The 18475-nt window shown below is 65.7% G+C and carries 17 protein-coding genes; 8 read left to right on the top strand and 9 right to left on the bottom strand.

From position 1 onward, the window contains the following. The first annotated feature begins 78 nt into the window (after positions 1-78). Positions 79-915 (top strand): enoyl-CoA hydratase-related protein, encoded by an 837-nt coding sequence (locus ACVMB1_RS27800; RefSeq protein ID WP_076829918.1) that lies wholly within the window; start codon positions 79-81, stop codon positions 913-915. 378 nt (positions 916-1293) lie between these two features. Here ACVMB1_RS27800 and ACVMB1_RS27795 read toward each other — a convergent pair whose 3' ends face one another. From ACVMB1_RS27795 to ACVMB1_RS27775, 5 genes are all read right to left on the bottom strand, one after another. Continuing rightward, positions 1294-2646 (bottom strand): esterase-like activity of phytase family protein, encoded by a 1353-nt coding sequence (locus tag ACVMB1_RS27795; RefSeq protein WP_057015588.1) that lies wholly within the window; start codon positions 2644-2646, stop codon positions 1294-1296. Positions 2647-2754: 108 nt separating this feature from the next. After that, a complete protein-coding gene (locus ACVMB1_RS27790) occupies positions 2755-3558 on the bottom strand; it encodes a heme ABC transporter ATP-binding protein (protein ID WP_076829921.1) in 804 nt (267 codons plus the stop codon). Beyond that, positions 3555-4655 carry a FecCD family ABC transporter permease gene (locus ACVMB1_RS27785; protein ID WP_076829924.1) on the bottom strand — a complete coding sequence of 367 codons (1101 nt, stop codon included), beginning with the start codon at positions 4653-4655 and terminating at the stop codon, positions 3555-3557. The genes ACVMB1_RS27790 and ACVMB1_RS27785 overlap by 4 nt, the downstream gene beginning before the upstream one ends. Beyond that, positions 4652-5602, bottom strand: a complete 951-nt coding sequence (locus tag ACVMB1_RS27780) for a heme/hemin ABC transporter substrate-binding protein (protein WP_076829927.1) — start codon at positions 5600-5602, stop codon at positions 4652-4654. The genes ACVMB1_RS27785 and ACVMB1_RS27780 overlap by 4 nt, the downstream gene beginning before the upstream one ends. A gap of 8 nt (positions 5603-5610) precedes the next feature. Continuing rightward, positions 5611-5817, bottom strand: coding sequence for a hemin uptake protein HemP (locus ACVMB1_RS27775; protein ID WP_076829930.1), 207 nt, complete (start codon positions 5815-5817; stop codon positions 5611-5613). A 251-nt stretch (positions 5818-6068) separates the two neighbouring features. Between ACVMB1_RS27775 and ACVMB1_RS27770 the strand changes: the two genes are divergently transcribed. From ACVMB1_RS27770 to ACVMB1_RS27745, 6 genes are all read left to right on the top strand, one after another. Then, positions 6069-8414, top strand: a complete 2346-nt coding sequence (locus ACVMB1_RS27770) for a TonB-dependent hemoglobin/transferrin/lactoferrin family receptor (protein WP_141342807.1) — start codon at positions 6069-6071, stop codon at positions 8412-8414. Between the two features lie 147 nt (positions 8415-8561). Continuing rightward, complete coding sequence (locus ACVMB1_RS27765; RefSeq protein ID WP_021080657.1) at positions 8562-8894, top strand: antibiotic biosynthesis monooxygenase family protein; 333 nt, start codon at positions 8562-8564, stop codon at positions 8892-8894. Then, positions 8891-9415 carry a heme utilization cystosolic carrier protein HutX gene (hutX, locus tag ACVMB1_RS27760; protein WP_244558898.1) on the top strand — a complete coding sequence of 175 codons (525 nt, stop codon included), beginning with the start codon at positions 8891-8893 and terminating at the stop codon, positions 9413-9415. The genes ACVMB1_RS27765 and hutX overlap by 4 nt, the downstream gene beginning before the upstream one ends. 224 nt (positions 9416-9639) lie before the next feature. Further along, a complete protein-coding gene (exbB, locus tag ACVMB1_RS27755; protein WP_371852156.1) occupies positions 9640-10377 on the top strand; it encodes a tonB-system energizer ExbB in 738 nt (245 codons plus the stop codon). Between the two features lie 3 nt (positions 10378-10380). Further along, positions 10381-10827: a TonB system transport protein ExbD gene (gene exbD / locus ACVMB1_RS27750; RefSeq protein ID WP_076829938.1), complete on the top strand. Its 447-nt coding sequence runs from the start codon at positions 10381-10383 to the stop codon at positions 10825-10827. Between the two features lie 3 nt (positions 10828-10830). Beyond that, a complete protein-coding gene (locus ACVMB1_RS27745) occupies positions 10831-11652 on the top strand; it encodes a TonB family protein (RefSeq protein WP_076829939.1) in 822 nt (273 codons plus the stop codon). A 178-nt stretch (positions 11653-11830) separates the two neighbouring features. Here ACVMB1_RS27745 and ACVMB1_RS27740 read toward each other — a convergent pair whose 3' ends face one another. The 4 genes from ACVMB1_RS27740 to ACVMB1_RS27725 form a co-directional block, all read right to left on the bottom strand. Continuing rightward, entirely contained in the window at positions 11831-12673 is an 843-nt protein-coding gene (locus ACVMB1_RS27740; RefSeq protein WP_016840579.1) for a carbohydrate ABC transporter permease, read from the bottom strand. Between the two features lie 46 nt (positions 12674-12719). Continuing rightward, positions 12720-13676 carry a carbohydrate ABC transporter permease gene (locus ACVMB1_RS27735; protein WP_076829942.1) on the bottom strand — a complete coding sequence of 319 codons (957 nt, stop codon included), beginning with the start codon at positions 13674-13676 and terminating at the stop codon, positions 12720-12722. Positions 13677-13804: 128 nt separating this feature from the next. Beyond that, the gene (locus tag ACVMB1_RS27730; protein WP_016840581.1) at positions 13805-15151 is read right to left on the bottom strand and encodes an ABC transporter substrate-binding protein; all 1347 of its coding nucleotides are present in this window, start codon (positions 15149-15151) and stop codon (positions 13805-13807) included. 141 nt (positions 15152-15292) lie between these two features. Beyond that, positions 15293-16336 (bottom strand): C-terminal binding protein, encoded by a 1044-nt coding sequence (locus ACVMB1_RS27725; protein ID WP_028340530.1) that lies wholly within the window; start codon positions 16334-16336, stop codon positions 15293-15295. 276 nt (positions 16337-16612) lie between these two features. On the opposite strand from ACVMB1_RS27725, the gene ACVMB1_RS27720 reads away from it, so the two are divergent. Continuing rightward, positions 16613-18298 (top strand): methyl-accepting chemotaxis protein, encoded by a 1686-nt coding sequence (locus ACVMB1_RS27720; protein WP_057015598.1) that lies wholly within the window; start codon positions 16613-16615, stop codon positions 18296-18298. Positions 18299-18475: the final 177 nt, after the last annotated feature.

The raw sequence follows: 18475 nt of genomic DNA, 5'->3' as shown, positions 1-18475 counted from the left end.
GTCATCTGCCGATGACAACCCTCCCGATCTCGGGCATCACTTTGCCAAAGGCAACAAAGCCTGAGATCGGGAGGATCCATGAGCTACCAGCACATCATCGTCGATGATCCGCGTCCGCGCGTCCGCCGCATCACGCTGAACCGACCCGAGAAGCGCAACGCGCTGAACAATCGCCTGCGCGGCGAGATCTTCGAGGTGCTGGAGCAGGCCGACCGCGATCCCGAAATTTCGATCTCGATCCTGCGCGGCGCCGGACCCTGCTTCTCGGCGGGCTACGATCTCTCCGCCGACAACCGCGTCGACCAGCCCTATCATTCGGCATCCGGCCCCGGCCAGTGGTCGCGCCATGTCGTCGAGGGCTGGTTCTCGATCTGGGATCTCGCAAAGCCCGTGATCGCGCAGGTGCACGGCTATTGCCTCGCCGGTGGCACCGAGCTCGCGACCGCCTGCGACGTGGTTTATGTCGCCGACGACGCCCAGATCGGCTATCCGCCGGTGCGGCTGATGAGCCCGCCCGACATGCAGTATCACCCGTGGCTGGTCGGCATGCGACGCGCGATGGAATTGATGCTGACGGGCGACGCGATGTCCGGCCGCGAGGCCGCCGAATGGGGCTATGCGACCCGGTCGTTTCCGCTCACCGAACTGGAGGCGAAGACGCTGGATTTCGCCGAGCGCGCGGCGAAGGTGCCGATCGAGCTTCAGCAGCTCAACAAGCGTAGCGTCCACCGCGCGATGGAAATCATGGGTGCCCGCGCCGCGATGCGGGCCGGCACCGAGATCCAGGCGCTGGCCTTCACCACCGAGGCCAGCAAGGCCTACATGGCAGGCTTCCGACGCGACGGCGGCAGCGTGAAGGCCCAGCTCGACCAGCGCGACACGACGTTCGGAGATTACCGGACGAAGAAGGAGTGACGATCACGCAAGCCGCGCGCTGAGCTGTATCACCGTCACCCTGAGGAGGCCGCAAAGCGGCCGTCTCGAAGGGCGGCAGCCCGGCTCTCCGCGCGGCTGCATCGGGGGCCGTGCATCCTTCGAGGCTCACCCAGCGGCGCAATTGCGCCGCAAGGCTCGCACCTCCAGCGACAAAGGCGTAGCCTTTGCGCGGGGAGGACGGAATGGCTGTCGTGCCGGGATGAGCATCACGCTATCCGCATATTCGCTGTCATGCCCCGCCTTGAGCGGGGCATCCAGTACGCCGCGGCCCATCCACTAAGTTCGGACGTCTCTGCAATACCGGGTCGCCCGGCCGAGCCGGGCAACGACACGCGTGTGATCGGCGAAAGCAGCCCTTCACTTCGCCTTCAGGAACTCGCCGACCTCGAGCAGCACGAACTCGTCGTCATCGGCCTTGTTCGGGTCGCGGCTGGAGGAGAACGGCAGGTTGTTGTCGTTGCCGACGATGATGTGGGTCTCGTCGACCCGGTCGACATTCTCGATGGTGAAGAACGGGAAGGTGTAGACGCCGTCGTTGAGCGGCTTGCGCGCCTTCTTGTTCGGATCGCGGATCTTCATCAGGTCGATATAGGCGATCTTGCGCACCGGCTTGCCGACATTGGCATCGGACAGCTCGATCTTGTAGACGCGCTTGAACTTGGCGAGGTCAGGAAAACAGTTCTCGCCGCGCTGGCCTTGCGGGCAGGCCTTGTCGGCGGTGCCTTCGCCATTGTCGCGCTCGATCACGAGGCCCTGGGCCGGATCGATCATGTTGAAGTCGCCGATCGCATTGCCGTTCTGCTCGAACGCATATTGCCAGTAGCGTCCAGTGAACTTCTCCGCCGCGACGTCGAATTCCAGGATGCGCGAGGCTTCCTTGCCGTCGACCTTCTCCCAATCCTTCTTGTCGGCATCCCACAGCGGCCCCTCGAGCAGGCCGTAAAGGAACTTGCCGTCCTTGGAGGAAGCAAAACCTTCATAGCCCTTGGAGCGGCGCAGGTTGACGTTGGTGTAGCTGGCGCCGGGCGCGCCGGGCGACTGCACCGCCCAGTGATCCGGCGAGCGCACCGGCTTGCCGTCGGCGACGGTCTCGAACACGGCGAGGATCTTGCCGGTCTTGTCGGCCTTGAGGATGTAGGGCCCGAATTCATCGCCGATCCAGAAAATGTCGTTGATGATCTGGAAGCCTTCGGTGTCGAAATCGGCACCGGTCAAATAGCGCTTGGCGGTGTCCTCGTGGACGATGCGGAACGGCACCTTCCTGTCGGGATCGTGCAGGAACACGGTCTCCTGACGCTCGATCTTGCCGCTCGCCCAGTCGATCTTGTGCCGGTTCAGGTACAGCATCGAGTCTGCCGAGTTGTAGCGCGAGCCCATGCCGTTGTCGGTGATCACCCAGAACGAGCCGTCGGGCATCACCTTGATGCCGGAATGGCCCTGCAGCGGCTGGCCTTTGAACGGCAGCGACACGCCGGTCGGCCGCTCGTACGATTTGCCCATCACGGTGCCGATGGCGTCGACGCGCTTGCCGGTGGTGTATTTGCCCGAGGTCTTCAGATCATCAGGGGCGTCGGCGGGCGCGTCGATGAAGCTCTCCGCCGGCATCACGGCGTGTCCCGCCAGCGTCGCCGGGAATTCGCCCTCACCCTGCGCGAATGCCGATGTGGCGAGCAGGATCGAGGCGACGGAGCAGAGCAGGGACAGGCGCATGGTTGATCTCCCAAAGGATAAACGATGCGGTGTTCTCCGAGCCGCCTGTTACAGCCGGCTGACAGTTTTGTGAACCGCGGATGTTGCGGCGGGATAAGGCTTGCGGCGTTACGTCGCCTTGCCCGCCGGCTGCATCGTCTGCGGCAGCAGGAACGGCACGCCACCTCCGGTATAGGCGATCGCAGCGTCGATCTCGAAGATCTCGCGCAGCGTCTCGGCCTTCATCGCCGCCGTACGGTCGCCGTCGACGGCAAGCCGGCCGCGGTGCAGCAGCAGGATGCGGTCGGCGAACCGCATCGCGAGGTTGAGGTCGTGCAGGATCGCGATCACCGCGGTGCCGCGGGCGGCGCGCCGCCGGGCCGTTTCGACCAGGTCGATCTGGTGCCGCAGATCGAGGCTCGAGGTCGGCTCGTCCAGCAGCAACAGTCCCGGTCCATGCAGCGCTTCGCCGCAGGCGAGCTGCACCAGCACGCGGGCGAAATGCGCCCGCTGCTGCTCGCCGCCCGACAGCGTCGGCAATTGCCTGAAACGGAAACGCGCGAGCCCGACCTCGTCGAGCGCCGCCTCGACCAGCGCGCGCGCCACCGCGCGCGGGCTTTCGCCGGCGCCCATGCTGACGATTTCCTCGACGGTGAACGGGAAGGTGACGTTGACGTGCTGCGACAGCATCGCGCGGTGCTGCGCCAGCGCGCGCGGGCCGTAAACCTGCAGGTCGCGCTGCCTCAGCCTGATCGCTCCGCGCGACGGGCGCAGGTCGCCCGACAGCATCCGCAGCAGGGTCGATTTGCCGGCGCCGTTGGGACCGACGATCGCGACCATCTCGCCGGCACCGATCTGCAGCGACACCGCATCGACCAGCGTCGCGCCGCCGACCGTCATCGATACCGACTGTGCTTCGAGCAGGGCCGTCATAGCGACACCAGCCCGCGCTGCCGCAGCAGCATAGCGAGGAAGAACGGCGCGCCGATCGCTGCCGTCAGGATGCCGATCGGCATTTCCGCGGGTGCCACGATGGTGCGCGCCACGGTGTCGGCGCCGACCAGGAGGATGGCGCCGAGCAGCGCGGAGGCCGGCAGCAGCAGCCGATGCGCGGGCCCGATCACCAGCCGCAACAGATGCGGCACCACGATGCCGACGAAACCGACCACGCCGCAGACCGAGACCGCGACCCCGGTCATCGCCGACACCAGCACGATCGAGATCCGCTTCAGCCGTTCGACGTCGACGCCGCTGTGGAACGCCTCCGCCTCGCCGAGCACCAGCACGTCGAGCCCGCGCGAGATCGAGAGGCAGGCGACCAGCGCGACCGCCAGCACCGGCGCCAGCGCCGTGAGCTTGCTCCAGGTCGCACCGCTGAGCGAGCCGAGCAGCCAGAAGGTGATGTCGCGAAGCTGGCGATCGTCGGCGACGAACACCAGAAGGCCGATGCCGGCATTGGCGATCGCGGCGATCGCAAGCCCGGCCAGCAGGAAGATCGCGATCGATGTCCGGCCGCCGCGGCTGGCGATGCCGTAAAGCACGACGGTCGTGATCAGCGAGCCGGCAAAGGCCGCGATCGGCAGCAGCTGGTGTTGCAGGAAGCGCAGGCTTTCGCCGAGATGGCTGTCGGTGAACACGATCGCGGCCGCCGCGGCAAACGCGCCGCCGGAGGAGACGCCGACCAGCGCGGGGTCGGCAAGGGGATTGCGGAACAGGCCCTGCATGATCGAGCCTGATACGGCAAGGAGGCCGCCGACCATCGCCGCCGCCGCGATCCGCGGGATGCGGATCGACCACACCACGAGCTGGTCGCGTGCGAGCAGCGGGTTGGCGACACGATCAGCCCAAAGCCCAAGCGCCGCCGGAAGCCGAGCCATTGGAATGCCGGCAGCCCCGACCGTCAGGGCGACGAGGGCGGTGCCTGCGAGCGCCGCAAGCAGGCAGAGCAGGGTGAGTGTCGCGGCCGGCCGCAGCGACATGCCGGCGCGCCGTCGTTTCGCACGCCGGCGGCGTTCGGCCAGCACGCTCATTGCCGGCAATTCGCGGTCAGCGCTGCCGGCTTGAAGTAGTCGGCCTCCGGCGCCAGCGCCGGATAAAGCTTGACCGAGAGGTCGCGTGCCGCGGCCGCGGTGCGCGGTCCGAAGCCGAGCAGATAAAGGCCTTCCATCGAGATGAAGGCCTTGTTGGCCGCGACCGGCGTCAGCGCGAAGGCCGGATGCGCGAACACGGCATCCGACGTCAGCGAATCCTTGCCGCGATCGATCGACAGCACGACATCCGGTTTCGCCGCCACGATGGCCTCGTCATTGACCGGCTTGTAGCCGTCGTAACCATCGATGGCGTTGACGCCGCCGGCAAGCCGGATGATCTCGTCCGCCGCGGTCTTGTGGCCCGCCGCCATCGCCCGGCCGTTCAACAGCGACATCACGAACATCACGCGCACCGGCTTCGTTACCTTGGCACGCAGCGCGCGCAGTTGCGCGAGATCGCTCTCCACCGCCGTGGTCAGGCAGGCGGCGCGCGGATCGGCGCCCATGGCGTGGCCCACCAGTCTGATCTTCTCGACCAGCCCGGCCTCCGAGAACGTCTCCGGCACCAGCACCAGCGGCACCTTGGCCGCCTCGAGCACGTCCATGGTCTCCTTCGGCCCTGAGCCCTGCACCGCGAGCACCAGCGACGGGTGCAGGCCAAGCACGCCCTCCGGCGACAGCTGACGCATGTAGCCGACGTCGGGCTTCTCGCGCAGCGCAGCCGGCGGGTAGAGGCTGGTCGCATCGACGCCGGCGATGCGGTCCTCGAAGCCGAGGGCGTAGAGGATCTCGGTGATCGCGCCGCCGATCGAGACGATCCGCGACGGATTGTCGATCACGACGTCGCGGTCGCGCGCGTCATGCACGGTGATGCCCTCGGCCGTCACGGCTTCGATCGGCAGCAGGCAGGAGAAGGCGAGCAAAGCGAGCGTGCGACAAATTGTCATCGGGGCCGTCACTTGGTCAGGATCAGCTTGTTCTGCGAGGTCAGCCGCAACCGGTAATGTTCTTCGCCGTGCGTGATGATGATCTCGCGCTCCGCAGCGAACAGGTCGCGGCTGTCGAGACGATTACCGCGCATGATCAGCGTTTTGGCCGCGCCGGATGCAGGCTCGGTCTGCTTTCCGGCTGCGTCGATATTGTCTTCGGAAGCTGCGGACATATTGTGGTGCTGCGCCTGCGAAAATTTTCAAATGGTGTTTGCTTGTATAAGCGGACGAAGGCGCATTCCAACGGCGGCACTTTACAATCGATATAAACAGCGCTGCCGCATTCTTGACCGTTTTGTTGCCGGCTCGTAACCAATCCTCACGCGATGCAGGCGGGTGACTTGCATCGCGATGTAGCCAGCAAGCCGCTCGTCGGAGCGCACGCCAGCCAAACCAGAAAAGCGATGATCAGGCTGGGGCTAGAATGGCTGATGGGGCTAGGGTTTCGCGCGCCCTGATTTTGGGCGCGTCGGTGTTTTCATTTGCGGCAGCACTGCCGGAACGCGGTTTCGCGCAGACCGCCGATCCGTCGGCTGCGCATCCTTCTACCGAGCGGCTGAAGCAGGCCAAGCGGAAGCCGAAGCCGGCGGCCGAAGCTCAGGCGGCGTCGGCGGCGATGAATGCGCGCGCGCAGATCGGCGCGGTGCCGGTGCAATCGCTCGACACCATCACGGCGGTGGCCTCCAAGACCGAGGAGCGCGCGATCGATGCGCTGGCGCCGGTCAGCTCCGTCACGCTGGAGAAGATCCAGGGCCTGCAGCCGAACCGGCTCTCCGATATTTTCTATAACGTGCCCGGCGTCTCGGTTCAGGAGCGCGGCGACGATCCGGCAACCGTCATCAACATCCGCGGCTTGCAGGATTTCGGCCGTGTCGCTGTTGTCGTTGACGGCGCGCGGCAGAACTATCAGCGCACCGGCCACAACGCCAACGGCTCGTTCTTCCTCGATCCCGAATTGATCGGCGGCGTCGACGTGGTGCGCGGCCCGACCGCGAACATCTACGGCTCCGGCGCGATCGGCGGCGTGGTCTCATTCCGCACCAAGGACATCGACGACGTAGTGCGTCCCGGTGAGCGCTGGGGTGTCGACATGTCGGGGTCCTACGGCACCAACAAGGACCGCGGCATGGGCTCCGTGTTCGGCGGTGTACGCGTCGATCCGAATGTCGATGTGTTCGGCGGCGCGGTTTATCGCACCCAGGGCAATTACAAGGACGGCGCGGGCACCGAGATCGGTAACACCGGCAACGATATCGCGGCCGGCCTGATGAAGGTGACGTTCCGCCCGGCCGAAGGCCACGAGTTCAAGATCGGCGGCATCTTCCAGGACTACCAATACAATATCGGTCAGCCGAACCGCGGCCCGACCACGGCGGCGGCACCGCTCGCCGCGATCGCGGGCTCCTCGGTCTATGCCTCCGACGCCAAGAACTACACGGGCACCTTGAGCTGGCGATATTCCAAGCCCGACGACATGCTGTTCGACTGGAATATCTCGGTCTACGGCAACCGCACCGACAACGACCAGGTCAAGACCTACAGCAACCGCATCACCACCGGCGGCGGGGTCTGCACGCTCGCCAATCCCGGCAACAACATCTCCGGCTGCGTCGGCGACAAGCGCGGCTATTTGCTGGATACGGTTGGTGTCGACGTCAACAACACCTCGCGCTTCAATTTCGGCGACTGGCGCAACGCCGTGACCTACGGTTTCGACGCCTTCCGCGACGATGTCGAGACGTTCGATTCGCGCGGCAATTCCAACATCACGACGCCGGGCGGCCAGCGCACCGTGTCCGGCGGCTTCGTGCAGCTGAAGCAGAACTATTCGACCTGGCTCGAGCTGATCAGCGCTGTCCGCTACGACCATTACGAACTCAATTCGATCAACACCACGACCAGCGGCGACCGGCTGTCGCCGAAGATCACGCTCGGCGTCACGCCGGTTGCCGGCTTCACGCCCTATGCGAGCTATGCCGAAGGCTATCGCGCGCCGTCCATCACCGAGACGCTGATCGCGGGCGGCCACGCCACCGGCGGCGGGCCGGCGCTGTTCAACTGCCCTGACGGCACCAGCGGCCTGTTCTGCTTCCTGCCCAATGCAGCGCTGCGGCCGGAGGTCGGCAAGAACAAGGAAGCCGGCATCAACCTGAAATATGACGGCATCTTCACCGCGAGCGACTCGTTCCGCGGCAAGGTCAACGTGTTCCGTAACGACGTCGACGGCTATATCGACCTCGTCGCCTCGGCGCCGACCCTGACGCCGTTCGGGCGGTTCAGCCAGTTCTACCAGTACCAGAACATCGCCCACGCCCGCATCGAGGGCTTCGAGCTCGAGACGATGTATGATGCAGGCGACTGGTTCGTCGGCGTCGCCGGCCATCTGATGCGCGGCCGGAACACCCAGACCAATGTCGGGCTCGCCACCATCACGCCGCGCAAGGTGACGACGACGGGCGGCGTCCGCCTGCTCGACCGTTCGCTGATCGTTGCCGCGCAATGGTCCTCGTTCGGCGCCAACAACGACCTGCCGGCGGGCTATCTGCCCTCGACCGGCTACGAGCTCGTCAACCTCTATCTGACCTGGAACGCCACCAAGGACATCACCTTCACGGCATCGGTCGACAACCTCTTGAACCAGTACTACCGGCCTTATGCGATCCCGGGCTCCTCGACCGACGGCACGACGCAGAACGACGTGCTGTTCTCGAGCCCCGGTCCGGGCACCGTTTACAAGGCCGGACTCAGGATTCACCTAGGTGGAGCGTAACGCGAGACGCCGATCATTCCATCCAGGTTGCTCCGGCCGCGCTGGTGCCCCCAGCGCGGCCTTGGCGTATTCCTTGGCGCGTTCATGTTATTAACGAGATCAACCGGCAGGATCCGGGCATCCGCCGTCAAACAGGAGAGAGTTTTCATGTTCATCGCAATGAACCGGTTCCAGGTGATCAAGGGCAAGGAGCAGGCGTTCGAGACGGTCTGGAAGACGCGCGAATCCTATCTCGGCGATCTGCCGGGCTTCATCGAATTTCATCTGGTGAAGGGACCCGAGGCCGAGGACCACACGCTCTATGCGACCCATACCGTCTGGGCCAGCAAGGCGGCGTTCGAGGACTGGACGAAATCCGATGCGTTCCGCCGCGCCCATTCGCGCGCCGGCAACGAGACCGGCGGCAGCCTCTATCTCGGCCATCCCAAATTCGAGGGTTTTGAGGTGCTGATCACCGAGCGCGCGAAGAGCCCGGCATGACGGAGACGGCCGTGCAGAACGCGGAGCTTGCGGGATTGAAGGCCTATATGGCCGACAATCCCGGCACGGTCATCGAGGACGTCGCGCGCGAGCGCAAGGTGACGCCGCGCGCGGTGCTCGAGGCGCTCCCCGAGAGCATGGTGCGGATCGGCGCCGGTGAATTTGCCGCCGCGATGCAGGACATCGCGGAGTGGGGCGAGGTGACGCTGATCGTGCATACCGATGACGCGATCTTCGAGTTCACCGGCGCCATTCCGAACGGCGCGGTCGGTCGCGGCTATTTCAACCTGATGCAGCCGAAGGGCTTGCACGGCCATCTGAGGCACGATCGCTGCGCGGCGATCGCGTTCGTCGAGCGGCCTTTCATGGGCAAGGTGTCGGCGTTCATCGCCTTCATCAATCGCGACGGCGGCATCATGTTCAAGGTGTTCGTCGGCCGCGACGAGACGCGCGCGCTGCGTAGCGATCAGCTGGTGCGCTTTCATGCGCTGGCGGACCGCCTCGCACCGAACGCGGGCTGAAGATTTCTTCTCCCTCTCCCGCTTGCGGGGAGAGGGTCGGGGTGAGGGGACCCTCCGGGCACCGTGCTCGTGGAGAGTCCCCCTCACCCGGCTCGCAACTTGCGATGCGATCCGACCTCTCCCCGCAGGCGGGGCGAGGTGAGATGCGGTTGGAGGTGAGTATGCTAATTCGCACGTTTGGCAGAAGTAGCCAGCTATCAATCGTCGTCCAGTTGATTGCGGTCGTGACTGCATCTCTCCCAAGCAGTAGCCTTGCCGCATCCGACGCCGCACTGCTGCCGCGCAACCTCTCGCCCTGGGGCATGTTCGAAAGCGCCGACATCGTCGTGAAGGCGGTGATGGTTGGGCTCGCCTTCGCCTCGCTCGTCACCTGGACGGTCTGGCTCGCCAAGACCGTCGAGATCCGCCGCAAGACCGCGCTCGCCCGGCAGCGGATCGGCCTCCTTGAGCGCGACACCCAGCTTGCCGAGGTCGAGCAGGCGAGCCGCGACGGCAGCGATGCGGTAGCGCAGATCGTGCAATCGGCCTCGCGCGAGGCTGCGCTGTCCGGCGGGATGTTCGACGACGGCTTCAAGGAGCGCACCGCGCTGCGGCTGGAGCGGGTCGAGGCGGCGATGTCGCGGCAGATCGCGCGCGGCACCGGCGTATTGGCGACGATCGGCGCCACCGCGCCGTTCGTCGGCCTGTTCGGCACGGTATGGGGCATCATGAACGCCTTCATCGGCATCTCCGAGGCCCACACCACCAATCTCGCGGTGGTCGCGCCCGGCATCGCCGAGGCGCTGCTTGCGACCGCGCTCGGCCTGGTCGCCGCGATCCCGGCGGTCGTGATCTACAATCACCTGACCCGTTCGATCGCGTCCTACCGCGCATTGCTCGGCGACGCCTCCGCCATGGTGATGCTGCTGGTCAGCCGCGAGGGCGATCGCAGCCTGTTCCGGCTGGCACGCGCTGCGGAGTAGGCGATGGGCGCGAAGCTTGGCACTGGCGGCGCATTCGGCGGCCGGCGTCGTGGCGACGACGATCTGGTCGAGGCGCATGAGATCAACGTCACCCCGTTCATCGACGTGATGTTGGTGCTGCTGATCATCTTCATGGTGGCGGCGCCGCTCGCGACCGTCGATCTCGGCGTCGATCTGCCGGCCTCGACCGCCGAGCCGCAGCCGCGGCCGGACAAGCCGGTGTTCGTCACCGTGAAGTCCGATCTCTCCGTCGCGGTCGGCGAGGACGTGATCGCGCGCGAGACGCTGACGTCGACGCTCGATGGCGCCACACAAGGCAGGAAGGACGAGCGCATCTTCCTGCGCGCCGACAAGGCGGTCAGCTATGGCGATCTGATGGAGGTGATGAACCTGCTGCGCAACGCCGGCTATCTCAAGATTGCGCTGGTTGGCCTCGACGGGCGTAGCTGATCCATGAATGCGTACGCGCTTCATGATGCGGGCGACGAGATCTGGCTGCGGCGCTGGGGCCTGTCGGTGGCTGCGATCCTGGCGGCGCATGCGGCAGTGCTCGCGGTTGGCACGAGCTGGGTCCCGGCGCCGCCGCCCGGCGTTGCGGTGCCGGCGGTGCTGGTCGATCTGACGCCGATCACCTCGGCGCCGGAGATTTCGGAGACCGAGCTGCCGCCGGGGCCGGCGATGCAGGAGGCCGACGCGTCGCCGCCGGAGCCTGCCGCCGCGCAGCCAGTGCCGCAGGAGATCGCGCCGACGCCGATGCAGGAGAAGCCCGACGTCGTCGCGCCGCCGGAACAGAAGCAGCAGATCACGCCGCCGAAACCCGAGCCCGCGAAAGTCGTTCCGGAGACGAAGGTCGAACCGGTCAAGCCGAAAGTGGTTCGTCGGGAAGCAAAGCAGCCGTCCGAGGCAACCCCGGCACCGCGCACCATCGCACCAAGCCGCGCCGAACGGCAGGCGCCGGCTGCGTCCGCGATCAGTGCCGGCGCGGCCGCGTCAGCGATCGCCGCTTATAACGCCCGCGTCCGCGCGCATCTGTTGCGCTTCCATTCCTATCCCGCAGGCGGCAACGGCCAGCGCGGGGTGGTCCGCCTGGTGTTCACGCTCGGCCGCGGCGGGCAGGTGCTGTCGAGCCATCTCGGCGGCTCCTCCGGCAATCCGACCTTCGACGCGCGCGCGCTGGCGATGGTGCGCCAGGCCCAGCCGTTTCCGGCGTTTCCGTCCGAGATCACGCAAGGCTCGATGGGTTTTTCCGTGCCGGTCGCGTTTGTGCTGCGGTAGTGTCAGATTCTTGTTGATCCAGGCCGCGCTTCCTTCCCCGTCATCCTGAGGTGCGAGCGGAGCGAGCCTCGAAGGATGAATCGGCCACCGGCGGGGCCGTGCATCCTTCGAGGGTCGCCGAAAAAGCTCGCACCTCAGGATGACGGAGATAGAGCGAATTGCGCGTACCTGTGCCCAGTTACTCCTTCACCGCCCCCGTCAGCGACGACACGTAGTAGTCGACGAACAGCGAGTAGAACAGCGCGACCGGCAGCGAGCCGAGCAGCGAGCCGGCCATCAGCGCGCCCCACTGGTAGACGTCGCCGGTGACGAGCTCGGTCAGGATCGCGACCGGCACCGTCTTGTTGGCGCCGCTCTGGATGAAGGCGAGCGCGTAGATGAACTCGTTCCAGGACAGCGTGAAGGAGAAGATGCCGGCCGAGATCAGGCCGGGCACCGCGAGCGGCAGCGTGATCCGCCACAGGATCTGCAACCGCGTCGCACCGTCGACCAGCGCGCATTCCTCGAGCTCGTAGGGGATCGACTTGAAATAGCCGATCAACAGCCAGGTGCAGAACGGCACCAGGAAGGTCGGATAGACCAGGATCAGCGCCAGCGGCGAGTCGAACAGGCCGAACTGCACGATCACGGTGGCGAGCGGAATGAACAGGATCGACGGCGGCACCAGATAGGCGAGGTAGATGCCGAGGCCGACATAGGGACTGCCGCGGAAGCGCAGCCGCTCGATCGCGTAGGCGGCGAGCGTCGAGGCGAACAGCGACAGGAAGGTCGAGCCGATCGCGACCAGCATGGTGGTCTTCAGCCAGCGCGGATAGGCCGTGTCGAACAACAGATGCTTGATATGCGCGAGCGTCGGCGAGGTGATCCAGAACGGATTGTGCTCCTTGTAGTTCAGCAGCTCGGCGTTCGGTTTGAACGAGGTGACCGCCATCCAGTAGAACGGAAACAGCAGGATCAGGATGAAGCAGGCGAGCGGCAGATAGATCATCACCACGCGCCGGGCGCGGGAGTCCCACGCCATCGTATCGGGCGTGGCGCTGGCGACGTTGGAGGATTGGGCTGCAACGTCAGTCATTGGCTTCTCCCTGCTGCCATTTGCGGCGCGCGAGGCCGAAGTAGCTGAACAATGTTGCGAACACCAGGAACGGGATCATCGAGACGGCGATCGCGGCACCCTCGCCGAGTTCGCCGCCGGCGATGCCGCGCTGGAACGCCAGTGTCGCGAGCAGATGGGTCGAGTTGACCGGGCCGCCGCGGGTGATGGCGTAGACCAGCTGGAAGTCGGTGAAGGTGAAGATGATCGAGAACGTCATCACGATCGCCAGGATCGGCATCATCATCGGGAAGGTGATGTAGCGGAAGCGCTGCCAGGAGGTGGCGCCGTCGAGCATCGCCGCCTCGTAGAGCGAGGGCGAGATGGTCTGCAGCCCCGCCAGCAGCGAGATCGCGACGAACGGGATGCCGCGCCAGATATTGGCGGCGATCAGCGAGAACCGCGCCGGCCAGGGCGAGCCGAGGAAGTCGACATTGCTGTCGCGCCAGTGCAGCACGTCGACCAGGAGATAGGAGATGATCGAGAACTGCGGATCGTAGATCCACCAGAACGCCAGCGCGGAGAGCACCGTCGGCACGATCCACGGCAGCAGCACGATGGCGCGGATCAGGCTCTTGAACGGGAAATGGTTGTTGAGCAGCAGCGCCAGCCAGAAGCCGAGCGCGAACTTTCCGAAAGTTGCGATCGCGGTGTAGAAGATCGAATAGAACACCGCGTTCCACCACAACGGATCCTTGAGCAGATACTGGAAGTTCTCAAGTCCGATGTAGATGCCGCGCTGGCCGATCGTGGTGTCGGTGAAGGCAAGCCAGATGCCGAGGCCCAGCGGATAGGTGAGGAACACCAGCAGCAGGCCGATCGCGGGCGCAAGGCACATCACGATCAGGAACGGCTTGTAGTCGAACAGGCGCGCGAGCCAGCCCGGCTGGTGCAGCGCCGCGCTGCGTGAGGGGAGGGTGGTGACAGACATCAGGTTCTTGTCTCGGTCCGACTTCCAGGGGCATTCCGGGATGGTGCGTTAGCACCAGACCCGGAATCTCGAGATTCCGGATTCGACGCTACGCATCGCCCCGGAATGACAGCGGCTTGAGGTCGATCTTACCGGCCCTGCCGCCGGAAGTACCGCTTGGCGCGCTGTTCGGCTTCGGCGGCTGCGGCTTCGGGCGTTGCGGCATCGGTCGCGACCGAGGCGCACATCTGCACCAGCACATAGTCGGCGTTGACGGCGCCGGTCGCGGTCGAGATCGGCCCCTTGTAGCCGTTGTAGTAGGGGCTCCGCATCGTGTCCTTGAAGATCGCGACCTTGGGGTCGCTCGACCACACCGCGGCGTCGGCATAGGCCGCCAGCGGCTGCGACCAGTAGCCGGAGTTGGCGTTGAGCCACGGCTCGTACTGTTCGTGCTCGAGCATGAACTGCAAGAACGCCTTCGCGGCGTTGGGATACTTGCTGTGCTTGAACACCATTGCGTTCAAGGTCAGGCCGGACATCGGAGAGGTGGGAGCCAACCCCTTGATCAGGAACTGATGCGCGGTGTCGTCGGCGATCGCCTTGGTCGCGGGATCGTTCTTCAGCGAGAAATACAGCGAGACGCCGTTTGCGGTCAGGCCGATCTCCTGCGACGAGTAAGCGCGGTTGTTGGAGACGTCGTTCCAGGACGGGGTGCCGGCGATGAAGGTCGGATAGAGTTCCTTCAGATATTTCAGCGCCGCGATCGTCTCCTTGCTGTTGATGATGATGTTGCCTTCCTCATCGAGCAGCGCGGCGTTGTGCGACCACAACAGCCAGTTGGCGAAGCCGTTGCCGTCGCCGACCGCGTTGCCGAGTGCGAAGCCCGCGGGCTTGCCGGCCGCCTTCAGCTTCTTGCAGAGTTCGAGGAAGCCGGCGTGGTCCTCCGGCACCTTGTCGAAGCCGGCGGCGTTGACCAGCGACTTGCGGTAGACCAGCGGGCCGCCCGAGGCGCCGAACGGCAGGCCGACCCAGCTCTTCGACTTCGAGCGCATGCCGTATCGGCGCGCCAGCGTGAGCCATCCGCCATAGCGCTTGTCGAGATAGTCGGCGACATCGGTCAGCTCGATCAGCTTGTCGATATAGATGTGCGGCGCGTCGCCGAAGCCGATGATGATGTCGGGGCCGGCGCCGGAGTTCGAGGTCACGGCGGTCTGCTGGTTGATGTCCTCCCAGCCGACGAAGTCGACCTTGATGTCGACGCCGGTCTTGTCGGTGAATTTCTTGGCATTGGCGCGGAACACGTCCTCGTCGGCCTGGACGAAGCGCACCGGCCGCAGCATGCGTAAGGTGGCGTCCTTTTCGATCGGCAGCGACGGCGCCGCCACGTCGGCTGCCTTCACCTTCGACGCCTCCTGCGCCGAAGCGCCGGTAACCGCCAGCGCCGCCGCGGAAGCCCCCAGCACCAGCGCGTCGCGACGCGTGATCTCGTACTTCATGTCGTTCGCACTCCCGTTCTTATTGTTTCGTTGTTTTTTCCTTCCCGGCGTTTGGCCGCCGGTGAAGGTGTCTTGGTCTCGGCGCCTGCCGCGCAAAGGGCCCGCAAGAGACGGGCCCCGCACGAAAAACGCATTCCCGCCCTAGCTGTTCGGACCGCGATCCATGCTGACGGGCTGCCAGCGGCGCAACGCGGTGTTTTGCAGCACCGACGGGTTGACGCAGCTTACCGGCCACATGCCTTGCAGCACTAGTGACAATTCGTAGCCCACCCGGCGCTTGCGCGCCTCGTCAAAACGTGCCGACGCCGACGCGACATGGGCGGTCAAGGTAACATTGTCCATCCCGAGCATCGGATTGTTGTGCGACGGCGGCTCCTTTTCCAGCACGTCGAGCGCGGCGTGGGCGATCCAGCCCTCCTGCAGCGCCTTGATCAGCGATTCCTCGTCGACCGTGGCGCCGCGGCCGGTGTTGATGAAGATCGCCGACTTTTTCATCTGGCGAAAATGCTTCTCGGTCAGCATGTGGTGCACTTCGGGCCGCGCCGGGGCGTGCATCGAGACGAAATCCGACTGAGACAGCACCTCCGACAGCGTCGAGGGGATCACGCCGTGGTCGTACATCAGGGTTTCCTGGATGAAGGGATCGTAAGCCACCATCCTGAGGCCGAACGGCGCGGCGCGCTTGGCCACAGCGCGAGCGACCCGGCCGAACGAGATGAAGCCGAGCGTCTGGCCCATCAGCCGCGGAATCTTCAAAAGCGCCGGGCGGCCCTCGGCCCAGCGGCCGGTGCGCACCATCTTGTCCTGCTCGATCAGGCGGCGGAAGCCGGCGAGCAGCAGCATCATGGCGTGATCGGCGACCTCCTCGATGAAGGTGTCGGGGATGTTGGTGACAGGAATGCCGCGGGCGGTCGCGGCCTTGACGTCGACCGAGTCGACGCCGACGCTGCCGAGCGTGATCACCTTGCAGTTCTCGAGCGCGTCGATGACCGCCTTGGTGATCGGCATGCCCTTGGCGTAGATCGCGTCCGCGGTGCGTGCCGCCGCGATGAATTCGGCCTCGTTGGCCGGCGCCTCGACGATCTCGGCGCCGATCGGATCGAGCGCCTCGCGCTCATAATCGTAGCCGCCGCCGGCGACCGTGAAGCTCGCGCCCTTCGGCGTGACCACCCTGAATTTCGACATTGTCTGCTCCCGATGTGAGTCTGCTGTTCTTGCTTCTTGCTGGTTTGCTTCTTGATCTTGATTCTTCTTGCTTCTTGGAGCGCGGCTGGGTCGCCGCCTTCCCATGCTTGTACGCGAGCCGCGCTGTTCTCTCCACAATTGCCGGTTGGTCCGCGGCCTGATTCTCCGGGCTTCTACGGGGAACCTCCGTAACCATCAGGTAAAGGGTCTCACATTACGGTGCGCGGAATCAATCCGCCAATCGCGTCGCGTTCCCCGCCTCTTCTGGAGACCCCCGTGAAGCTGTCAAATCTGAAGATCACCCCCAAGCTCGGCATTCTGGTGGGGGTGACCCTCCTTGGCCTGTGCACGGCCGGCATCCTCGCCGGTCACCTGATGCAGCGGGAGATGATGAATGCGCGCATCGACCAGGCCAAGGCCATCGTCGAGATGGCGAAGAACATGGCGGCGGGCCTGAAGAAGGATGTCGACGCCGGCAAGCTGACCAAGGAAGCGGCACTGGCCGAGTTCGGCAAGCGCGCCAACACCCTGACCTACGACAACGGCGCCGGCTATCTGTTCGGCACCGACTACAGCGGCATCACGGTGCTGGCGCCCGATCCGAAGCAGGTCGGAACCAATCGCATGGACATCGTGACCAATGGTCGCAAGCTCTCGCAGGAACTGATGGACGGCGTGAAGGCCAAGGGCGAGATCCTGCTGTTCTATGATTATGTGAAGCCCGGCCAGGAGACGCCGATCCGCAAGCTCGGCTACGCCGTCGCGGTCCCCGGCTTCGATATGTATCTCGGCACCGGCGCCTATCTCGACGATATCGATGCCAAGATGCGGCCGATTGCCTGGCTGCTCGGCCTCGCGATCCTCGGCATCGGCATCGTTTCCGGCTCGGTCGCCTGGCTGATCGGCCGCAGCATCTCCCGTCCGCTCAACCTCCTCGGCGCTCGCATGCGCGACATCGCCGACGGCAAGCTCGACGGTGACATCCCCGGCGTCGGCCGCGGTGACGAGGTCGGCGGAATGGCGGCCACGGTTCAGGTCTTCAAGGACAACGCGGTTCGCATCCGCGGCCTGGAACAGGCCGAGGCCGAGACCAAAGCACGCGCGGAGGCCGAGCGCCGTGGTGCGATGGAGAATATCGCCAACGATTTCGAGCGCAGCGTGAACGGCATCGTCCGCACGGTGGCCTCCGCCGCCGCCGGCATGCAGACCACGGCGCAGTCGATGACCGCGACCGCAAGCGACGCCAGCGCGCGGGCCGCGACCGTCGGCGCTGCGTCCGACAGCGCCTCCAACAATGTCGGCACCGTCGCCGCTGCCGCCGAGGAGCTCTCCAGCTCGGTTGCGGAGATCTCCCGCCAGGTGGCGCGCTCCAGCGAGGTCGCGAGCCAGGCGGTGGCCGATGCCGAGCGCACCAACGCGACCGTGCAGGCGCTCTCCACCGGCGCCGAGAAGATCGGCGAGGTGGTCAAGCTGATTCACTCGATCGCAGCCCAAACCAACCTGCTCGCGCTCAACGCCACCATCGAGGCGGCACGCGCCGGCGAATCCGGCCGCGGTTTCGCGGTGGTCGCCTCCGAAGTGAAGGCGCTGGCCAACCAGACCGCGAAGGCGACCGAGGAGATCTCGGCGCAGGTCGCCGCGATGCAGGCGTCCACCGGCGAGGCGGTGACCTCGATCGGCGGCATCACAGCGACGATCGCGCAGATGAGCGAGATCACCGCCTCGATCTCGACCGCGATCGACCAGCAGGGCGATGCGACGCGCGAGATCGCGCGCAACATCCAGCAGGTCGCGGCCGGCTCGAGCGAGATCTCCGCCCATATCGGCGGCGTCACGTCAGCGGCCGCCGCCACCGGCACCGCGGCCGGCGACGTGCTGTCGAATGCCCGCGAGCTCGACACGCAATCGGGCATGCTGCGCAACGCGGTCGACGAGTTCCTGCAAAAGGTGCGCGCGGCGTAAGCGAGCCGCGTAGGGTGGGGTAGCGACGCTACGCCACCCTACGATTCCGCATCCCCCGTCATCCTGAGGAGCGCGCTCTTGCGCGCGTCTCGAAGGATGCACGGCCACCAGTGGGGCCGTCGATCCTTCGAGACGGCCGCGTTGCGGCCTCCTCAGGATGACGGAGTTGGCAGACTT

The organism is Bradyrhizobium sp. USDA 4504, assembly GCF_054063995.1.
This window is presented reverse-complemented; position numbering and strand designations above follow the sequence as displayed.

What these genes read in the sequence shown, in the direction of transcription:
- ACVMB1_RS27800 (WP_076829918.1), top strand. Translation starts at nt 79, where the DNA reads ATGAGCTACCAGCACATCATCGTCGATGATCCGCGTCCGCGCGTCCGC.
- ACVMB1_RS27770 (WP_141342807.1), top strand. Translation starts at nt 6,069, where the DNA reads ATGGCTGATGGGGCTAGGGTTTCGCGCGCCCTGATTTTGGGCGCGTCG.
- ACVMB1_RS27790 (WP_076829921.1), bottom strand. Translation starts at nt 3,558, where the DNA reads ATGACGGCCCTGCTCGAAGCACAGTCGGTATCGATGACGGTCGGCGGC.
- ACVMB1_RS27775 (WP_076829930.1), bottom strand. Translation starts at nt 5,817, where the DNA reads ATGTCCGCAGCTTCCGAAGACAATATCGACGCAGCCGGAAAGCAGACC.
- ACVMB1_RS27730 (WP_016840581.1), bottom strand. Translation starts at nt 15,151, where the DNA reads ATGAAGTACGAGATCACGCGTCGCGACGCGCTGGTGCTGGGGGCTTCC.
- ACVMB1_RS27780 (WP_076829927.1), bottom strand. Translation starts at nt 5,602, where the DNA reads ATGACAATTTGTCGCACGCTCGCTTTGCTCGCCTTCTCCTGCCTGCTG.
- ACVMB1_RS27785 (WP_076829924.1), bottom strand. Translation starts at nt 4,655, where the DNA reads ATGAGCGTGCTGGCCGAACGCCGCCGGCGTGCGAAACGACGGCGCGCC.
- ACVMB1_RS27725 (WP_028340530.1), bottom strand. Translation starts at nt 16,336, where the DNA reads ATGTCGAAATTCAGGGTGGTCACGCCGAAGGGCGCGAGCTTCACGGTC.
- ACVMB1_RS27745 (WP_076829939.1), top strand. Translation starts at nt 10,831, where the DNA reads ATGAATGCGTACGCGCTTCATGATGCGGGCGACGAGATCTGGCTGCGG.
- exbD (WP_076829938.1), top strand. Translation starts at nt 10,381, where the DNA reads ATGGGCGCGAAGCTTGGCACTGGCGGCGCATTCGGCGGCCGGCGTCGT.
- ACVMB1_RS27795 (WP_057015588.1), bottom strand. Translation starts at nt 2,646, where the DNA reads ATGCGCCTGTCCCTGCTCTGCTCCGTCGCCTCGATCCTGCTCGCCACA.
- ACVMB1_RS27740 (WP_016840579.1), bottom strand. Translation starts at nt 12,673, where the DNA reads ATGGCGTGGGACTCCCGCGCCCGGCGCGTGGTGATGATCTATCTGCCG.
- hutX (WP_244558898.1), top strand. Translation starts at nt 8,891, where the DNA reads ATGACGGAGACGGCCGTGCAGAACGCGGAGCTTGCGGGATTGAAGGCC.
- ACVMB1_RS27735 (WP_076829942.1), bottom strand. Translation starts at nt 13,676, where the DNA reads ATGTCTGTCACCACCCTCCCCTCACGCAGCGCGGCGCTGCACCAGCCG.
- ACVMB1_RS27765 (WP_021080657.1), top strand. Translation starts at nt 8,562, where the DNA reads ATGTTCATCGCAATGAACCGGTTCCAGGTGATCAAGGGCAAGGAGCAG.